Raw genomic sequence first — 18927 nt, forward strand, 5'->3', positions numbered from 1 at the left:
GTTTTTTCATGGGCCGCTCGAAGAGCGGCCCATTTGCGTTCCGGGCTGCGGATTGCGGACGTCATTCCGTTTGTCGGTGCAGATGATCGAGCGATATCGCGTCAATGCTCGTCACACCCAGCAACGCCATATTTCGATGCAGCTCCGATCGGACGATTTCTGCAGCTTTCATGGCTCCCGGCATGCCGGCGATTGCCGCCGCGTAAAGAAAAGGGCGGCCGATGAAAACGAAATGCGCGCCAAGCGCGAGCGCTTTCATCACATCCGTGCCGCGCCGGAAACCACCATCGATCATGACGGGTGCGGCGCCGTTCACGCGATCCACCACCGTCGGCAAGACCTGCAATGGGGACGCGGTTCCATCAAGCTGACGACCACCATGATTGGACAGGATGACGCCGTTTGCGCCGATCTCAATGGCGTGAACGGCGTCATCCGGATGCATGATGCCTTTCACCACGAGATTTCCGTTCCAGCGTTTGCGTATTCGCTCGAGATGCAACCAGTTCAGGTGATCTTTTTTGCCGAAATCCCGCATCACATTCGACGCGATGATCGGCGCTCCGCGGGTAGCAAAAGAGTTCTCGAAATGGGGAATGCCGTGATTGAGGATCGTGCGCAAAAATGTTCCGGCAGTCCAGCGCGGATGTGAAATGCCTTGCCAGACCAGACGCAGGCTCGGACGCAACGGCGTCGAAAACCCGGCGCGGATATTGTTTTCCCTGTTGGCGAGTGCGGCGGTATCGACGGTCAGTACGAGGGTCTTGAACCCGGCAGCCGCGACGCGGTCCACGAGTGCGTCGATGCGCTCCGGCTCACCTGGCAGGTAGGCCTGAAACCACGCGCCGGGAGCGGCATTGGCCACGTCCTCCATACGGATCAGCGAGGAGCCGCTCATGATCATCGGAATGCGGCTCTCAGCGGCAGCCCGCGCCAGCATGATGTCGCCACGGTAGGCCATCAACGCGCTGATCCCCATGGGCGCTATTCCAAATGGGGCGGCGAAGGTTTGCCCCATCAGCGTGGTCGCGGTGCTGCGACCGGAAACGTCTTGCAGGACGCGTGGCTGAAACGCATATGCGCCGAAAGCCTTGCGGTTGTTGTCCAGTGAGGCGTTGGTCTCGCTGGCGCCGGCAATGTAACCGAATAGCGGTTTCGGCAGGTGGCGACGCGCGGCGGTCTCGAAATCGTCAAGGCAGAGGATTTTGGAGAGGCGATGTCTCGTGTGTCGGGAAATGAGCGTGTCCATCACGGTGCGGCTCTCGGCGGGTCATTGGAAGGTCGGTAGCCGTCGATGCGGGCCGGAGCTCGTCCGGCCCGCATCGACATGTTCACCAAAAGGTGGCGTCAGTCCTCGCTTGCCTCGAAGGCCTCCTTGCGTCCCCTGCGGATCGCCGGGAGGATCAGGGTCAGCAGCATGCCGGCCGTGATCAGCAGCAGGGCCGCACTGATCGGGCGCTGCACGAAGACCATCGGATCGCCCTGTGAAAGCAGCAGTGCTCTCCGCAGATTGGTCTCGAGCAACGGGCCCAGTACGAAGCCGAGCAGAAGTGGTCCCGCCTCGCATTTCGCCTTGCGCAACACATAGCCCAGCACGCCGAAGAGGATGACGAGCGCCACGTCGAAACCGCGGTTGTTGATGCTGTAGACACCAATGCAGCAGAACAGCAGGATGGCGGGATAGAGCAGGCGATAGGGCACCTTCAACAAGCGAACCCAGATGCCGATCAGCGGCAGGTTGATGATCAGCAGCATGGCGTTTCCGATCCACATCGAGGCCACCAGCCCCCAGAACAGTTCGGGCTGATTCTGGATGACCGAAGGACCGGGGGTGATGCCGTGGATCGTCATGGCGCCGAGCATCATCGCCATGATGGAGTTCGAGGGGATGCCGAGCGTCAGGAGCGGAATGAAGGACGACTGCGCGCCGGCATTGTTCGCCGATTCCGGCCCCGCGACGCCCGCGATTGCGCCATGGCCGAATTTTTCCGGTGTCTTCGAGATCTTCTTCTCGACGGAATAGGCGCTGAAGGCGCTGAGTGTGGCGCCGCCACCCGGCAGCACGCCGAGGATCGTGCCGACCGCGGTGCCGCGAAGCACGGCGGGCCAGCTTTCCTTGAACTCCTGCTTGGTCGGCCAGAGGCGGCCGATCGTGCTCTGCAGAATGCCGCGGGCTTCCTTGAATTCGAGGTTGCTGGCGATCTCGGCGACACCGAACAGACCAACGGCGATGACCACGAAGTCGATGCCGTCGTAAAGCTCGGTGGAGCCGAATGTCAGTCGCGTCGAGCCGCTGTTGACGTCGATGCCGACCATGCCGAGAACGAGGCCAAGGCAGACCATGCCGATAGCCTTGACGACCGAGCCATGGGCAAGAATCGTCGCGGCGAGAAGGCCGAAGATACAGAGCGCCACATATTCCGCAGGCCCGAAGGAGAGCGCGAATGACGACAAAGTCGGACCTGCGACAGCCAGGCCGATCGTTGCAACGGTGCCTGCGAAAAATGAGCCGAGCGCGGCGATCGCAAGTGCCGCGCCCGCGCGGCCCTTTCGCGCCATCTGATAACCGTCAATCGCGGTGACCACGGCCGAGGCTTCGCCGGGCAGGTTGACCAGGATCGCCGTCGTCGATCCTCCATACTGCGCGCCGTAGAAGATGCCCGCGAGCATGATCAAGGCGCCGAGCGGCGGCAAGAAAAAGGTAACGGGCAGCAGGATCGCCACCGTCGCCGTAGGGCCAATGCCCGGGAGTACGCCGATCAGGGTTCCAAGCAGCGCCCCGATGAAGCAGAACAGCAGGTTGGTCGGTGTGAATGCTTCGGCAAAGCCCAGCATGAGGACATCGATAAATGCCATGGGAGTTCCTTCCGGTCTCGATCAGAACGGCAGAATCGGCATCTGAACGCCGAGGCCGTAGATGAAGACGAGCGCACCAAAGACAGTCAGTAGCAGCGTGGAAATCGCGATCTCACGCCAGCGTGATTCCTGATCCGCCAGGCTGCCGATCACGAGAAGCCAGATCGTCGAAACGACAAAGCCGAGCGTCTCCGCCATGAATGCGAAGCCCGCGATGGCAATGACGAGAATGATCAGCGGCTTGATGTTTGATTCGCCGATGGGCTCATAGGCCTTGGAAAAGGCCTTGATGAGAACGTAGGCACCGATGGCGATGAGCATGCCGCAGATGACGTCGGGCAGGAATCCCGGTCCCATCATCGCCGCCGAGCCGAAGCGTAGGTCGCGCCCGGCCCAAAGGCCCAGCGCTCCCAGTCCGATCATCAATGCCCCTGCCAGAATATCGGGAAGATCCCGTTTCGTGATGGAGGCGCCGGTCATCATTGCACCCAGGGCGTTTCGTTCCAGATTTTCTGGAACCGGGCCAGGCGGTCAGGCATCTCTTTTTCCCAATCCGGGCCGGACAGATAGGCGAGCGGCAGGGCAAGCTGCTTTGCCTGCTTCTGGAAGTCCGGATTGTCGAGAACCTTCTTCATGGCATCCGAGAATTTCTGGGTAATGTCATCAGGCAAGTCGCGTGGTGCGGCGATGCCGCGCTCGGATGTCATCTGGACATCGAAGCCCTGTTCCTTGGCCGTCGGGACGTCGGGCAACTGCGGCGAGCGCTCGGTACCAAAATGCGCGATCATCCGTAGCCCCGACGTATCGTTGCCTGCGAATTCGCTGATGTTCAGGCCGCCGCCGGAGACCTGCGAGCCGAGGATCGCCGTGCGGGTTTCGCCGGCACCGCTGAATGGAATGTGGGTAAAGCTCGTGCCCGTGGCCGAGCCAAGCAGGATGATGGCGAGATGGTCGTCGGTACCAATGCCGGAGGAGCCGTAGGAAACCGAACCGGGCTTGGCCTTCGAAGCCTCGACGAAATCCTTGAGCGTCTTGATCTCGGAGGCGGCCGGAACGACGATGGCTGTCGGGTCGTCGACGATGCGTACGATCGGCTTTATCGACTTGGGATCATAACCCAGCTTGCGCTGCACCTGCATCGACAGATAGCCGGGCGTGTTGATGTAGGAGAATGTGTAGCCGTCCGGCTTGGCCTTGGCGAGCGCCGTATAGGCGATCTCACCGGAAGCACCCGGACGGTTTTCGATGACGATATCGGCGCCGAGTTCCTTTTCCAGGAACGGCTCGATGGCGCGCGCCATGACATCGGTGCTGCCGCCCGGCGCGAATGCCACGATCATTTGAATCGGGCGATCGTTCGGCCATTCGGCATGGGCATAAGATGCGGACGCGACCAAGGCCGCGGCTGCGAGAGAAAGCTTTATACTGCGGTACTCCATATCCAATCCTCCGTTGGAGATGGCGGGCCCGGTTCCCGCCTTATGGTCCGGGGTCTCCTCCCATGGCCACGGACAGCTTCCGTGCGGCCACCTGGAGAATTTCGAGATTTTTCCTGATTGCGTCGTCCGAAAAGCGATCCGGCGGGCCGGTCAGCGCCAGCGAACCGAACAGGCTCTGGCCGTCACGGAAGATCGGTACGGCAAGGCTTGCAACCTGCGGATCGCGTTCGCCCGACGTGGTGTGAAATCCGGCCTTGCGGATCTCGTCGTATATGCTGCCCGAGCGGCCGTTGAATGCCAGGATGACCCTTCCCGGCGCACCACGATCCAGCGGGTAGGTGCTGCCGACACGCGCCGAATGGCGGATCGACTGATGGGAATCATGCCTGAACAGGCAGACGCGTTCATCCCCCTCGCGCACGTAAACGGCCGCGCTTTCGCCGGTCCGGGTGACCAGATCGGCAAGCAGCGGTTCGATGATGTCAGAGGCGCGGAAGGTCGATTGATAGATATTCCCAAGCTTCATGAGTTTCGGGCCAAGACGCCAGCTGGCGTCCTCGTTGCGTACGAGAAGCTGGTGTTTGGCGAGGGAGCGGGCAATGCGCAGTACCGTCGATTTGTCGAGCTCGACGCGGCGCGCGAGCTCGCCGAGCGACAACGTGAAATCACGCTCGGTGAATGCTTCCAGCAAAGACGCGGCGCGCTCGACAGCGGCGACGCCGTTTGAATTTCCAGGCATGGGCTCCTCCCAAAAAAGATGTTGTTCGTTGTACTGAGTACAACACCTTTTCAATTAGTACAATACGCGATAAATGGCATTCGTCAACGGGTGACGCCCGTTCGTCAGTAAACGCTGATCTGAATGCAGGAGGAGCATATGGGCGCAGCAAGCCGATCGCCGGCGAAGCGGCAGGCCCGGGTGATGGTCACCGGGGCGGAACTCGTTGAAGAAGCGAGAGATTTTTTGATATCGCACCATGTGGACGCGATATACGCGCCGGCATATTCCTCGCCGGAACAACTGGCGGGAATGGCGCGCGAACATGAGGTCGATGCGATTCTCGTGCGGCAGGGCCAGATCAATCGATCGGTGATCGACGCCTCGCCGAGGCTGAAAGTGATCGCCAAGCATGGCAGCGGCGTCGACAACATCGACCTTGCCGCCGCCACCGATCGCAAGATCCCGGTGCTGCGTGCGCTCGCCGCCAATTCCCAATCGGTGGCGGAGCTTGCGATCAGCCTGACCGTCACGCTGATGAAGGATGTCATTCCGCTTGACCACGCGGTGAAGGGTGGAAGCTGGCCGAAAACCAAGTATGTCGGTCGTGACCTTGCCGGTGCCGTATTCGGTGTGGTCGGCTTCGGGGAAATCGGCCAAAGGGCCGCGGCCCTCGCTCGCGCGCTCGGAATGCAGGTGGCCGCATACGATCCGTTTGCCGCCGACAAGGGCGACATCAAGGTGAGCCGTGACCTGGAAGCTGTTCTCGGAATGGCCGATGTCGTCAGCCTGCATTGCCCGCTGACGCCGCAGACCCATCATTTGATCAATGCCGAAAGGCTGGCTTTGATGAAGCCGACAGCGTTCCTGGTGAACACCGCGCGCGGTGCTGTCATCGAGGAAAGCGCCCTGATCGAGGCTTTGAAATCGCAGGGCATTGCCGGTGCCGCGCTCGACAGCTTCGAGATCGAGCCGCCATTGGCGGACAATCCCCTGTGGTCGCTTCCCAATCTGATTGCCACGCCACATGTGGGTGCTGCCGCCCGCTCCGCACTGCGCAACATGGCGGTCTATGCGGCACAGCACATTGTCGGCGTGCTTGAGGGAAGGGACTACGACAGGCAGGCGCTCGCCAACCGGGACCTGAACACGGCGGCCTGACGGGCTGAACGATACCACTGTCTGCGCCGAACTTTCGATCTGGCGACGGCACAGAGGCAGGAACGAGAACTCGCCGTGCACGGATCAGATACATCGCAACGATCCCGGCGGCGAAAAACAAAACAAGCAGTAGAGGAGACATGCTTATGAACGCCATTCGACTTCTTGAACCATCGCGCCGGGCATCCGCTGAGTACGTCGCGAAATTCGCGCAGGTGCCCGTCGCTTGCGTCAGCGACGTCATGCTTCGCACCGAAGCGGCCGGCCCGCGGCTTCGCCCGATGCATGCCGGTGGCGTGCTTTGCGGCCCGGCATTCACGGTCAAGACCCGTCCCGGCGACAACCTGCTGATCCACAAGGCGATCGACCTGGCCCAGCCGGGCGATGTCATCGTGATCGACGCCGGTGGCGAACTGACCAACGCACTGATGGGCGAAATGATGCTGGCCTATTGCGAAAAGCGTGGTTTTGCCGGCGTCGTCGCCAATGGTGCGATCCGCGACAGCGCCTATGTCAAAGCGCATGCCTTTCCGGTCTATGCGGCGGGCATCACCCACCGTGGTCCCTACAAGAACGGCCCGGGCTCCCTCAACGTGCCGATTGCAATCGACGGCATGATCATCGAGCCCGGCGATCTGGTGATCGGCGATGAGGACGGCCTGGTCAGCGTACCGTTCGCCATGTTGGAGACGGTTTACGCGGACGCTTCGAAAAAGGCCGCGACGGAAGCAAGGCAGCTGGACGCTATTCTCTCGGGTGCCTACGGACCGAATGATCGAAAGTGGGTTGATAAGGCTTTCGCTGAGGCAGGCTACCAAGTCGTGACGAGCTAAGCTGGCGGATCGGTCGTTTCTGCGCCTTGCGATGGAATGTCAGCCCTGAGCGCGACGGCGCAGGAAGGCCGTCGGGGCCGCGCGGCTTGATGACGTGGAGCTTGCCGTCGCCAATCGACGAGCATGGCTCGCGCGTCGCGATGCGTAATCGAGGGATTGGGAGAAAATAGTCCGGATCACGCGACTTTGTTCTCGCGCACCTTCGCGGTGACCGACCTGCCACTGAAGCTTCGGATCGTCAGTCGGGTGCATCTATGACCGGTGCGAAGGCAGTTGTGTTGAACACCTCAAGCCGCGCTTCGCCCTTTGGAAATGCAAGGATGGTCAGGCTTGCCGGACCAACGGGAATGATGCGGGCAGGCGCCAATCCAAGTGTGCCGTCGAGGGCTGCCCGAATGACGCCGCCGTGGCAAACCATCAGAATGGTATCGGCCTCCGCCGCGAGCGCCTTTTCGATTACGCGCGCGATACGGGCACGAAAATCGGCCCAGATCTCGCCGTTCTCCGGCGCGAAAGTTCCAGCTCGCCAACCGGCATAGGCGGCCGGCGCATTGGCCATCAGATGGGCAATCTCGGCGCCAGTCCAGGTGCCGACATCCTGCTCACGCAACATCGGCTCATGGCCCGCCTCTGGGTAGCCAAGCAAAGCGGCGGTCTGCACGGCACGTTTCAGATCCGACGTCATCACCAGTCCAGGCCTGAAGCTCGCAACCATTGGCGCCAGCGCGCGTGCCTGCTCCCTGCCGCGCTCCGAAAGGTCGATATCGGCCTGTCCCTGCAGGCGGCGGATGGCGTTCCATTCGCTTTCGCCGTGGCGAACCAGAAGGATGCGTTTCATGAAATCCGTGTTCCCTGTTTGTCGAAAATTGCGGCCGGCGCCGTCGGCAATCGAAAGCGCAGCCTGCCCGAGGGGCGAGCCACCTGGTCGGAGACGGCGGTGATGCGAGTGCCGTTGACGATACCGGTCACGAGAAGCCGGCCGGCCATCGGCACCACTTCGGCCAGAACGGCATCGAATGTGCGCGGACCTACCTCGTCGGCCAGCGTGATCTGTTCGGCCCGTACCATCGCGTGGCCGGAATGATCACGCAGCAGCGGATCGGGCATGGTGCCGAACCAGTTGCCGTTCTCGATCGGGATCAGGTTGGCGGCCGGGGTGCCGACGAAACCGGCGACGAAGGCCGAAGCCGGCTCGGCCAGCAACCTGTCCGGCGCGTCGAACTGCTCGATACGGCCATTGTTCATCACGGCCACATGCGTCGCCATCGTCATCGCCTCCACCTGATCGTGGGTCACGTAGACGGCGGTTGCTCCCGTGGCGGCGTGGACCTTCAGAAGCTCGAAGCGCATTTCCACGCGCAAGGTGGCATCAAGGTTGGAAAGCGGCTCATCGAACAGCATCACTTTCGGCCGCGGCGCGATCATGCGCGCCAGCGCCACGCGCTGCTGCTGGCCGCCGGAAATCTCGCCCGGATAACGGTTGGCGAGCTTTTCGATGTCGAGCATTTCCATGGCTTCGAGAACGCGCGCGCGGCGTTCTTCTGTCGGCAGTTTCGCCACCTTCAGCGGCCATTCGATATTGCCGGACACCGTCATATGCGGCCACAGCGCATAGGACTGGAACACCAGACCGGCATTGCGGTCCGCCGGCGGCAGCGAAAAGCCCGCCTCACCATCGGCCACCAGCGTGTCGCCAAACCGCATTTTGCCGGATGTCGGCTGGTCGAGACCGGCCAGCATGCGCAGCATCGTGCTTTTGCCGCAGCCGGAAGGGCCGAGCAGAACCAGAAACGAACCTTCCGGCACGGAGAAACTGACATTGGAAACGGCATCGGAATTGCCGAAGGATTTTGTGATCCGGTCGAGGGAAATCACGGCGCGACCTCACGTAAAGGACTGACGGCGTGGACCGCGCAGAAGCGTGGCGGCGCCGGTGGCCAGCATGGAAATGATCAGGATGACGAGCGTGACCGCATTGGCGAACTGGTAGAACCCGTCGGATGCATAGGAATAGGACAGGACTGCCAGAGGCGGCGACGTCGGTGTGTAGAGAAGGATGGTGATCGTCAGGTCGCCGATGACGTTGACGAAGGCAATCAGCAGTCCGGCGGTGAGACCTCGCGCGGCAAGCGGAAGCGTGATGGCGCCGAGCCTGCGAAGGAAGCCGGCGCCGGTCATGCGCGCCGCCTCGTCGATATCGCCCGATATCTGCGAGATCGTCGCCCGTCCGGTCTGCACGGCGAAGGGCAGCGTGGCCGCCGTCAGGGCCAGGCCAAGCAGAAGCTTGGTGCCGTAAAGCGCCGGCAGCGGGCCGATCGGTGCGCCGTAAAGCGCGATATAGGCGGCCGCGAAGGCGATGCCGGGCAGCAGCATCGGCAGAAAGCTCAGTTGCGATACGAGACTGCTCAGCACAGGAACCTTCTGCCGTGTAAGCGCGACCGCGATCAGGATGCCGATCACGTTGGAGGCGAACGCCACCGCCATGCCGAGCCCCAGCGTGGTAGTGAGTGCCGAGAGAAGCTGCGGATTGTAAAAGATGCCAGGTTGGCCGCGGGCGAAGGCCGGATCGGGGCGTCCGATCCAGTAATGCAGAGTCCAGTCGGAGAAAAGCGCAAGCGACGAAGGTGCAAGGCTGGCCGCCACCAGCAGAAGGATCGGCAGGATCGTCGTGAGAATGCACACGATCCAGGCGGTGACCGTCAGCGGCAGACGCGCGCCGCCGAGGGCGAAACGGCGCGGACGCGCACCTTTCCCGCCGATCGTCGCAAAGCTGCGGCGGCCGGCAAGCACACGATTGCCGAGGCCCAGAAAGATGGCGGATATGCCGATCAGGAGGATGGCGAGAACGTATCCGCGCTCCGTCTGGCCGATCTCGATCATGCCGAACAGGCGGGTCGAGAGCGTCTGCATGCGCACAGGCAGGCCAAGCAGGGCGGGGGCGGCGAAATTGGAAACCGCGGCGGCGAATGCCAGCGAACCGGCGGCGATGACGGCGGGAGTGACGACCGGAAACACGATGCCGAACAATATGCGCTTGCGCGAGGCTCCGGTCATCTGGGCGGCTTCGACGAGATCGCCGTTCACGGTGGCGAGCGCCGCCGCGATTACGGTGAAAGCCAGCGCATAATATTGGGCGATCAGCACGGCGATGGTCGGTGTCATGCCCCAGGACAGCCAGTCGGGCACGGCAAAGCCAAGGCCCTCCAGAAGGCCGCCGCCGCCGCCGACGCGGCCGTTGCGGAAGAGCGTGCCCCAGGCAAGCGCGGTCGCAAAACTCGGGATCATGAAAGGCAGCGTCGCCATGAAGGCGATGGCCGGCCGGCCGGGCATGTCGGTCATCACCACCAGCCAGGCGAGAAAGCCGCCGAGCAACACGCAACCGGCAGCCACGGCGAGGCCGATGATCATGGTGTTGACGGTCGGCCGCCAGAACAGGTTTTGCGACAGACGGCTTGCCAGAACATCGCCCCAGGCGGCGGATGACGGATAAAGCGTCTGCACGAGAATGGTGGCGAGCGGCGCCGCCACCAGCACGACAAGCACCAGCGCCATGATCAGTGTCAGGCCGCGCTTGCCGAATGCTGAACCGATCGGTCCGAGCGGGGATTTCATGTGTTGCTCCGGATAACGAGGGCAGGGCTGTGCCGCCCGCGCTGTTGTGTTGTCTGTATTTGAATGTCAGGCGCCAACCGGAGACCAAAGACAGGCGTGCTCACCGCTGGTAGCGATCAGAACCGCGTTCAGAAACAGAGGAGACAGGCGGCCCAACCGCCCATCTCCGGTCGAAAACGTCACTGCAGCGCAAGAATAAAGTCCGCCACCTGTGCACGGATTTTCGCGGTTTCTTCGGGCGCCATCTGCCAGCCCTTGAAATCGGCGAGCGGAATGGCGTCCTTGTGCGGCTTGATATCGGAGCGGGTCGCCCAGTCGCCGGCCACGTAGAAGGGCTTGAAGCCTTCGCCGCCGTTTTCGCTTTCGTCACCCATCATGAAATCGACCGCGAGGCGCGCCGCAGCGGGGTTCGCCGGCTTTGGATTGAGCGCCAGCAGTGCCGGGAAAACGATACCGTTGGACGGGGCAACGTCGTTTGCCACCTGCAGAGCCCAGCCTTCATCGTCGTTGTCACGACGGTCGGAATAGCTGGTGAAGCCGATCGGCGGCTTCGTCTGGCCCTTTGCGCCGATCGCCTTGTTCACGTCGTCGGTGGAACCGACCAGGACGAGGTCATTGGCGAAAAGGTCGGTGATGAACTGCTGGCCGGCGTTCTCGTTGCCGTCCGTCAGTGCGATCTTCTTGCCAAACGCGGATTCATAGGCTGTGGCCATCTCGTCGGATTTCAACACGATCTCGGTCATCAGGTCGAGATAGTCGCCGCGCTGCAGCGGATCGACCATGATCACGCGGCCCTTCCATTCCGGCTTGGTCAGGTCCCAGAGGTTCTTGACCGGCGAACCCTCGGGATAGGCCTCTTCGTTATACATCAGAACCTTGGTGGACAGGCGCTGGGCCAGAAGCGGCGATTTGAAGGCATCCGCAAGGTCGCCCGCGACGCGCGGCGGCACGTAAGGCGCAACCAGCTTGTTGGCAAAAAGCTCGGTCAGGACGACCGGCGCGTCGGAAATATAGATCACGTCGGCGCCCGGCAAGCCGGCCTGCGCCTCGCTCTTGATGCGGGCGATCTGCTCGGTGGACGACATGTCGAAGGTGACCATGTCTATGCCGGGATAAGCGGCTTCAAACGCCTTCTCGACCCGGCCGATACGGCTGGTGAAGGCGTAGACCGTCACCTTGCCTTCCTGTTTGGCCTGCGGCAGCAGGTCAGCGGCGGACTTGGTGTCGAGTTCTTGCGCGAAGGCGGCGGTGGTCATCAGGAAGGCTGCGGTTGCAATCAGGACGCGGCGCATGGATGTGGCTCCGTTGTTGGGTCTGGCCACGTGTAGTGTTTTCTTGCGACGATTTTATGACGTGCAAGTTTTCTTGCAAATCAGCTCTCGAATCTTGCGATCAGCTCACCCAGACGGTCCAGGGTGGCGAGCGCTTCGGGACCGCGCCGCGCCGCCAAGGCGAGGATGATGGCATTGCAGATCGCCATCGGCACCGTCAGCGTCTGAAAGCTGTCGGGCATGCCCGCGCGAGGGGCGGAAAGCAGCACATCCGGGCTGGGCGTGAGCGACGGGCCGATCGTGCCGGAAATCACCACGGTCTTCGCCCTGGCCTCGGCCGCCACCTGCATCAGCCGTTCATAGTCCGGTGGCTGCCGGCGGAAGGCGAAGAGGAGGAGGGCATCGCTTTCCGAGAGGGGCAGCATCTGCTCGGCGAGATCACGCGGGCTGCCCGAAAGCGGGTGGATGTCAATGCCCAGCCGCCGCAGCCGCCGTTCCATCAGCACGGACAGAACCTCGGCGTTGCCGTGCCCGTAGATGAATACCCGCCGCCGGTCGAGCTTCTCGGCCGCCTCCAGAATGCGGGCGTCGCTGATGTGGTCGGTCATGGCCGTCAGCGCCGACAGTTCGCTCGCCACCAGGAGCGGCAGAAAGCCTTGGGCGCGGGCGTCGCTGAGCGTCGCGGAAATGCGCTCGGCCGGATCGGAAACCTTCAGAAATTCACGGCGCAGTTGGTCACGGAACTCGGCATAGGAGACGAAGCCGAGCTTGCGGGCAAGGCGGGACGTCGTCGCCTCATGCACGCCCAACCTGTTGGCGAATTCGCTCGAGGTGCCGATCGCCACGTCGCGCGGCGCCTTCAACAACTCCGAGATCAGCCGTTGTTCCGTCGAGGTCAGGCTGCCGGCCACGGCCTGCACGCGTTCCACAACCGACTTGCGAAGGTCAACCTTTGACATGATGGTCCCGTGCGTTTTGCTTTGACCTACCGGCTATCGCGACATCGAAACAAAATCAACTCGGCCGCGGGAAACGGCCAGGCGGCCGCGAGATTCATCGTCTGTCCGACCGATCACGACCGGTGGCCGGCCACGCGGGGACCGAAGCCACCGCAATTCATATCTTCGATGGAACGGCCGGACGTTCTGTCGTCGGCGAGGGGTCCTTTATCGCGTCGAGAGGCCCTTCCAAGGCTGTTCGCGGAGGAACGAGTTGCGGTTCGATCATGATGATCTGCGGCTGCGCATTTTCTTCTTCCAGCAGATCGAAGCCTCGGTCGAGCATCTCCGAAACATCCGGCTTGATCATGTAGACCGGGAAGGGAAGGAACGATCCGAAGGGATCGTAGTCGAAACACCCCACCACGATATCCCCGAAGGCCTCGCCATCGTGGCGTCCCATGAAGCGCAGGAGCCCTTCGAAATTGATCGACGAGTTGACGAAGAAGCAGCGGGGCAGCCGGCCATGCTTTTCATAGAAGCGCTCGAAGGCCAGCGCGGTCATGCCGGGAGAATAGCCGGTGGTCTCGATATCGTCTTTCGCGATGTCGCTGCCGAAGATCGATTGCTTCACCGCGTGAAAGCCGATCACGCGGTCGCGGCTCGCATGGTCGTCGCGCCCGCCGAAAAAGAACACCTCGTCAGCGGTCAGCGGCCCCACTCGCTCGGCGTGTCGAATGATCGCGGTCGTCAGTAGCTCCGCGCCATGGCGGTTGGCGGAGATGATCGATGGAGCGTATTTGCCGGGCAAGTCGATGTTTACGTGAGGAATTCCTGCTCTGAGACAGGCTTGATGAACGCCGTCTGGGTCCGTCGCGCCAGCGACGAAGAGCGAATCGATGGAGTATGCGATCAACGATTCGACGGTACGCCGTTCCTCTTCCGGGTCGCGCCGGCCGGAAACCACCATCGGCACCAGTCCTCGCTGTCGCGCCTTTGCCTCGAATGTCTGGGCCATCGAAGAAAAAAATCGGGTGTCGTAAACGGGTATGAGAAGGCCCGTCAGACCAGATCGTGAGCTTCGCAATGCCCGGGCCTGAAGATTGGCCGTATAGCGGTGCGCTTTGGCCAGCGACATGATTTTTTCAGCCGTTTCCTCGGAGATGCGGCGCTTTCGCCAGGTGCCGTTGAGGACCGCGCTGACAGTCGACGGGGACGCGCCGGATACCTGCGACAAATCGTAAATCGTTGCTTTCTTTTGTTCTTTTTCCGACATCCACGAATCTCCTCGCTGGTCTTCGCTATTTAGAACAATCGAGCCTCTTGACGAAAGGCTTATTAATGATATGTTTATTGCACCATCGATTGTGCAAGAAAGAAATAACGATTGTGCACAAAATGGTAGCTTTGAGGAAAGCGGCAAGGGAGGAGGTTCTGTCATGGAGCCGAAAGCGCTTAGCACACAGGCATGGTGCTCGTGTGGTGCATCTCCTTTGTCAGTATCGGAGGAGAGAAATCCATGAAGAGAATGCTCGCAGTCACGCTCGGCCTCTCGCTGACGCTTCTTGCATCCACCGCCTTCGCTGGGCCGAAGATCGGTGTTGTCGTGAAGATCGGCGGTATCCCGTGGTTCAATGCCATGGAGGCGGGGATCAAGGAGCAGAGCAGCAAGCTCGGTGTCGAAGGCTTCATGGTCGGTCCGACCAGCGCCGATCCGGCTCTTCAGGTTCGCGCGATCGAAGACCTGATCGCCCAGAAAGTTGACTATATTGGCGTCGTACCGAACGACGCCAAGGTGCTGGAGCCGGTTCTCAAGAAGGCCCAGGAAGCCGGCATCAAGGTCATTACTCATGAATCACCCAAGCAGGTCGGCGCGGACTGGGATTTCGAACTGGCTTCCGCCAAGGGCTTCGGCGAAGCGCACGGCAAGCTTCTCGCGGAAAAGATGGGCGGCAAGGGCTCCTACGCGGTATTCGTCGGTTCGTTAACCGTTCCGCTGCACAACGCCTGGGCTGATGCGGCGATCGCCTACATCAAGGCCAACTATCCCGACATGAAACTCGTTGGCGACCGCTACGGCGTGGCCGAGGATGTCGACAAGAGCCGTTCCACCGCCCTCGACCTCATGGCTGCGAATGCTGACCTCAAGGGCTTCCTCGCCTTCGGGTCGCAGGGTCCGATCGGCGCTGGCCGCGCGGTCGAAGAGCGCCGCAAGGACGGGAAGGTATTCGTCATCGGTCCGTTCTCGCCGGGCCAAGGCGCGAAGCTCATCAAATCGGGCGCGCTCACAGGCGGCTTCATGTGGAATCCCAAGCAGGCCGGCGAGGTCTTCGTGACGCTCGCGGATCGTATTTCCAAGGGTGAAGTTCCCAAGGCGGGCGATGACATCGAAGGTCTCGGGAAAATCAATCCCGAGGGCAACACGATCATCGTCGACCAGCTCTTGGCCATCAACAAGGATAGCATCGACAAGCTGGTTGCCATGGGCCTCTGATCCTCCCCAAGCCCAGGCCTGGGTCGCGGGGAGCATACTCCTCGCGACCTCCAACTAAAATCTACCGGCACCTGCGCACCCCGCCACCGGCGGCTGATCAGGGAGATATGCTATGAGCGCTCAACCGCTCCTTTCACTGAAAAACATCAAGGTCACCTTCGGCGGCGTCCGCGCCCTGAAAGGTGTTTCGTTCGAGGTCAATCCCGGCGAGGTCCATTGCCTGGCAGGCGAAAATGGCTGCGGCAAGAGCACTCTGATCAAGGTCATCACCGGCGTCTACAAACCACAGGACGGTGCCGAGTTCTTCTTCGACGGCCAGCCGATCGGTGCGATGACGCCGACGCTCGCACAGTCGCTGGGAATTCAAGTCATCTGGCAGGACCTCGCGCTTTTCCCGGAGATGTCCGTCGCCGAAAACATCGGCTTTCAGTACGCGGTCAACGGCAAGTACGGCCTCGTTGACAAGCGCAAGATCGAAGACGCGGCCGAGAAGGCGCTTGCGCGTCTCGGGGTCAGCCTGGACCTCCATAAGCCGCTCAAGGAACTGCCGATCGCGCAACGTCAGATCGTCGCCATCGCGCGCGCACTGGTCGGCGAGGCTCGGCTGGTTTTCATGGATGAGCCGACGGCATCGCTGACCCAGTCCGAGACGGACTACCTGATCGACATCGTCCGGCATCTGTCGGCATCCGGTGTCGCCGTCGTCTTCGTTTCCCATCGCCTCGCGGAAGTCCTCGAGATTTCCGACCGTATGACGGTCCTTCGCGATGGCGCGCTCGTTGGCGTGTTCCCTGTCGAAGGGATGACCCAATCCCGCGTGACGGAACTGATGACGGGACGGAATTTCGACAGCTCGGTGATCGCTGCCGACCATGACGACGCAAGCGTTGTGCTGTCCGTGCGCGGGCTCACGCGCGCCGGCGAGTTCGAGGACATCACGTTCGACCTCAGGCGCGGCGAGACGCTTGGAATTACCGGCCTGCTTGGTGCCGGCCGCACCGAGCTTGCGCTGACGATTTTCGGAATGCATCGCCCGCAGGCCGGTGAAATTTCGATCGAGGGCAAGCGCGTGAGCTTCGGCTCCAACCGGGATGCCATTCGCGCGGGCGTCGCCTACCTCTCGGAAGACCGCTTGTCGCTTGGCCTGAACCAGCCGCAATCAATTGCCGACAACCTGGTGATGGCATCGCTCGACAAACTCCTGTCGGGCGGAATGATCTCTCCCGCCAGGAAGGCAAGCGTCGTCGATCATTGGATCAAGGCGCTCGGTGTCAAGATCGGCACGCCGGATGACCCCATTCGAACGCTCTCCGGCGGCAACCAGCAGCGCGTCGCGATCGCGAAGTGGCTGGCCATCGGCCCCAAGATTCTGATCCTCGATGCTCCGACCGTCGGCGTCGATGTTGGCGCCCGCGCCGGGATCTTCGAGATCGTGCGCAAATTGGCGGCGCAGGGACTGGCGATCATTCTGATCTCGGACGAACCACCCGAGGTCTTCTTCAACGCCGACCGCATCGTCCACATGGTGGAAGGCAAGATCCACGCGACCTACGACCCTAGAAACGTGTCGCTCGCCGAACTGGAGGCCGCCGTCTATGCGTAGATTGATCCTGGGACACACGACGGAATTCACGCTTCTGGCGGTCATGGTCGTTCTTTGCGTCGTTCTGTCTTTTCAGACGGATCGGTTTTTTACCGTCTCGAACGCATTTGACGTGCTGAACGTCTCGGCCGTCAACATCATCTTTGCCGTCGGGCTGCTCGTGGTCCTGATTTCGGGCGGGATCGACATTTCCTTCGCCGTTGCCGCGTCGGTCGTCCAGTACGTGACCGCCCTTGCGCTCGGCGCACTGGGGGGTGGAAACTGGGCCGAGGGTTTCATCATCGCCGGCGCGATCGGCATCGGGCTCGGCTTGATCAACGCGGCGCTGGTCTACCGACTGCACATCATCTCGATCGTCGCGACGATCTCGACCTTCAACATCTTCTTCGGGCTTCTGATGTTCTTCACCAAGGGCGTGTCGATCTACGACCTGCCGGAATGGCTGACGACGCGGGTTGTCTTCTATGAGCACGAGATGGCGGACGGCTCATGGGTGGAGCTCACCCTGCCGGTCGTCGTCATGATCGTCTGCTGCGTCGCGACCTGGTTCATGATCTCCCGCACGACCATTGGCCGCCAGCTTTACGCATTTGGCGACAATCCCGAGGGCGCACGCCGCTTCGGCATCAATATCGGGGCCATGCACTACATTTCGTTCGGCTGGCTCGGGCTGATGGCCGGTATCGCCGGACTGATGCAGGCCCACTACGCCGAGGAAGTCGTTCCGAATGCTCTCTACGGCCGTGAACTCGACGTTCTCGCGGCGACGGTTCTCGGTGGGGCTCGGCTCGGGGGTGGAAAGGGTTCGGTCATCGGCTGCGTGCTGGGAGTGCTGATGGTCTCCATCACCCAGAACGGCCTGAACCTGATGGGCGTCTCGCCATTCGCGTTCAAGATGATCGTAGGTGCGATCATTCTCGTCGCCATCACGCTCTCATCCGCACGTATCGACAAGCTGCTGCCGTTCCTTGCCAAGGGCGGCGCCAGAAGGGGGAGCACACACCGATGAAAGCCATCGCTCAACGGTTCAATGCCACCTTCGGCGCGGACATGGCAGGGCCGGCCATCGCCTTCCTGGCCGTGATGATCATCTTCGGTCTTGCAGCCAACAACTTCATCTCCGCCGCGACATTCGGCTCCGTCGCCTTCCAGCTGCCCGAACTCGGCCTGCTCACGCTTGCGATGCTGCTTCCGCTTCTGACCGGCGGCATCAACCTGTCGGTCACATTCACCGCGAACCTGTCGGGGCTTGCGGCGGCCTGGGTGATGCAGTCCTACGGCGGGGTCGATGCGCCTCCGTCCGCCTTCCTGCTCGGTGTTCTGGCAGCGCTGGCCACCGGCGGCGCGGCGGGTCTGATGACCGGAGCGGCGATCGCCTATACGCGCGCCCATCCGATCCTCGTGACGCTGTCCATGATGATCTTCCTGCGTGGCCTCGGCGAGTTCCTCACGCGTGGCGGTGACGTCTCCGGCTTCCCGAACTTCATCGCTCCGATCGGCCACGGACAGATATTCGGCCTGCCGATCCCGCTGTTGATCTTCATCGTTTGCGTCGGCCTGTGGCAGCTGCTGCTGACGCGCTTCAAGCTGGGCTTCGGGTTGTTGATGATCGGCTCGAACATCGAGGCGGCCCAGTATTCCGGTCTGAACACGCGCCGCATCCTGGTCCTCGTCTATACGCTGTCCGGCATGATGTGCGCGGTCGCTGGCGTGATCATGCTCGCTCGCTTCAACTCCGTCCGCGTCGGACACGGCGAGTCCTACCTGCTGATCACGGTGCTGGCCGCGTTCCTGGGCGGGATCAATCCTTTCGGTGGCTTCGGACGCGTGCTGCCGGTCTTCGTTGCGCTGATCGTGCTCCAGCTCCTGTCGTCCGGTCTCAACCTGATGGGCGCCAATCAACATCTCGCGACCGCGCTATGGGGCGTTCTGATGATCGTCGTCATGGCCGCGAGAACCATCGTTTCGGCCTACATGGCCTCACATAAAAAGAAGGGATGAA

General features: G+C 61.9%; 17 protein-coding genes. 6 read left to right on the forward strand and 11 right to left on the reverse strand.

Going from position 1 to position 18927, the window contains the following annotated elements; genetic code table 11:
• Window positions 1–61 precede the first annotated feature (61 nt).
• From GGQ67_RS02660 to GGQ67_RS02680, 5 genes are all read right to left on the reverse strand, one after another.
• On the reverse strand, window positions 62–1249 hold the full coding sequence (locus GGQ67_RS02660; RefSeq protein WP_183898616.1) for an alpha-hydroxy acid oxidase: 1188 nt from the start codon (window positions 1247–1249) through the stop codon (window positions 62–64).
• 98 nt (window positions 1250–1347) lie between these two features.
• On the reverse strand, window positions 1348–2856 hold the full coding sequence (locus tag GGQ67_RS02665) for a tripartite tricarboxylate transporter permease (RefSeq protein WP_183898617.1): 1509 nt from the start codon (window positions 2854–2856) through the stop codon (window positions 1348–1350).
• A gap of 21 nt (window positions 2857–2877) precedes the next feature.
• Complete coding sequence (locus tag GGQ67_RS02670) at window positions 2878–3336, reverse strand: tripartite tricarboxylate transporter TctB family protein (protein ID WP_246400073.1); 459 nt, start codon at window positions 3334–3336, stop codon at window positions 2878–2880.
• The gene (locus GGQ67_RS02675) at window positions 3336–4196 is read right to left on the reverse strand and encodes a tripartite tricarboxylate transporter substrate binding protein (RefSeq protein ID WP_246400074.1); all 861 of its coding nucleotides are present in this window, start codon (window positions 4194–4196) and stop codon (window positions 3336–3338) included. Before GGQ67_RS02675 ends, GGQ67_RS02670 begins: the two co-directional genes overlap by 1 nt.
• Before the next feature lie 139 nt (window positions 4197–4335).
• On the reverse strand, window positions 4336–5034 hold the full coding sequence (locus GGQ67_RS02680; RefSeq protein WP_183898620.1) for an IclR family transcriptional regulator: 699 nt from the start codon (window positions 5032–5034) through the stop codon (window positions 4336–4338).
• 138 nt (window positions 5035–5172) lie between these two features.
• Between GGQ67_RS02680 and GGQ67_RS02685 the strand changes: the two genes are divergently transcribed.
• The gene (locus GGQ67_RS02685) at window positions 5173–6174 is read left to right on the forward strand and encodes a hydroxyacid dehydrogenase (protein ID WP_183898621.1); all 1002 of its coding nucleotides are present in this window, start codon (window positions 5173–5175) and stop codon (window positions 6172–6174) included.
• Between the two features lie 146 nt (window positions 6175–6320).
• Complete coding sequence (locus GGQ67_RS02690) at window positions 6321–7007, forward strand: RraA family protein (RefSeq protein ID WP_210279498.1); 687 nt, start codon at window positions 6321–6323, stop codon at window positions 7005–7007.
• A gap of 238 nt (window positions 7008–7245) precedes the next feature.
• Here the strand turns inward: GGQ67_RS02690 and GGQ67_RS02695 are convergent, their stop codons facing one another.
• From GGQ67_RS02695 to GGQ67_RS02720, 6 genes are all read right to left on the reverse strand, one after another.
• The gene (locus tag GGQ67_RS02695) at window positions 7246–7845 is read right to left on the reverse strand and encodes a histidine phosphatase family protein (RefSeq protein ID WP_183898623.1); all 600 of its coding nucleotides are present in this window, start codon (window positions 7843–7845) and stop codon (window positions 7246–7248) included.
• Window positions 7842–8882 (reverse strand): ATP-binding cassette domain-containing protein, encoded by a 1041-nt coding sequence (locus GGQ67_RS02700; RefSeq protein ID WP_183898624.1) that lies wholly within the window; start codon window positions 8880–8882, stop codon window positions 7842–7844. The genes GGQ67_RS02695 and GGQ67_RS02700 overlap by 4 nt, the downstream gene beginning before the upstream one ends.
• Before the next feature lie 9 nt (window positions 8883–8891).
• The gene (locus tag GGQ67_RS02705; protein ID WP_183898625.1) at window positions 8892–10619 is read right to left on the reverse strand and encodes an ABC transporter permease; all 1728 of its coding nucleotides are present in this window, start codon (window positions 10617–10619) and stop codon (window positions 8892–8894) included.
• Window positions 10620–10798: 179 nt separating this feature from the next.
• Complete coding sequence (locus tag GGQ67_RS02710) at window positions 10799–11911, reverse strand: ABC transporter substrate-binding protein (RefSeq protein WP_183898626.1); 1113 nt, start codon at window positions 11909–11911, stop codon at window positions 10799–10801.
• An 80-nt stretch (window positions 11912–11991) separates the two neighbouring features.
• Window positions 11992–12849, reverse strand: coding sequence for a MurR/RpiR family transcriptional regulator (locus GGQ67_RS02715; protein ID WP_183898627.1), 858 nt, complete (start codon window positions 12847–12849; stop codon window positions 11992–11994).
• A 157-nt stretch (window positions 12850–13006) separates the two neighbouring features.
• Entirely contained in the window at window positions 13007–14104 is a 1098-nt protein-coding gene (locus GGQ67_RS02720; protein WP_183898628.1) for a LacI family DNA-binding transcriptional regulator, read from the reverse strand.
• 243 nt (window positions 14105–14347) lie between these two features.
• Between GGQ67_RS02720 and GGQ67_RS02725 the strand changes: the two genes are divergently transcribed.
• From GGQ67_RS02725 to GGQ67_RS02740, 4 genes are all read left to right on the forward strand, one after another.
• Entirely contained in the window at window positions 14348–15322 is a 975-nt protein-coding gene (locus tag GGQ67_RS02725) for an autoinducer 2 ABC transporter substrate-binding protein (protein ID WP_183898629.1), read from the forward strand.
• Between the two features lie 112 nt (window positions 15323–15434).
• Complete coding sequence (locus GGQ67_RS02730) at window positions 15435–16925, forward strand: sugar ABC transporter ATP-binding protein (protein WP_183898630.1); 1491 nt, start codon at window positions 15435–15437, stop codon at window positions 16923–16925.
• Window positions 16918–17934, forward strand: a complete 1017-nt coding sequence (locus tag GGQ67_RS02735; protein ID WP_183898631.1) for an ABC transporter permease — start codon at window positions 16918–16920, stop codon at window positions 17932–17934. The genes GGQ67_RS02730 and GGQ67_RS02735 overlap by 8 nt, the downstream gene beginning before the upstream one ends.
• Window positions 17931–18926 (forward strand): ABC transporter permease, encoded by a 996-nt coding sequence (locus GGQ67_RS02740; RefSeq protein ID WP_183898632.1) that lies wholly within the window; start codon window positions 17931–17933, stop codon window positions 18924–18926. The genes GGQ67_RS02735 and GGQ67_RS02740 overlap by 4 nt, the downstream gene beginning before the upstream one ends.
• Window position 18927: the final 1 nt, after the last annotated feature.

The organism is Rhizobium metallidurans (assembly GCF_014196505.1).
In the GTDB taxonomy this organism is placed as follows: domain Bacteria; phylum Pseudomonadota; class Alphaproteobacteria; order Rhizobiales; family Rhizobiaceae; genus Rhizobium; species Rhizobium metallidurans.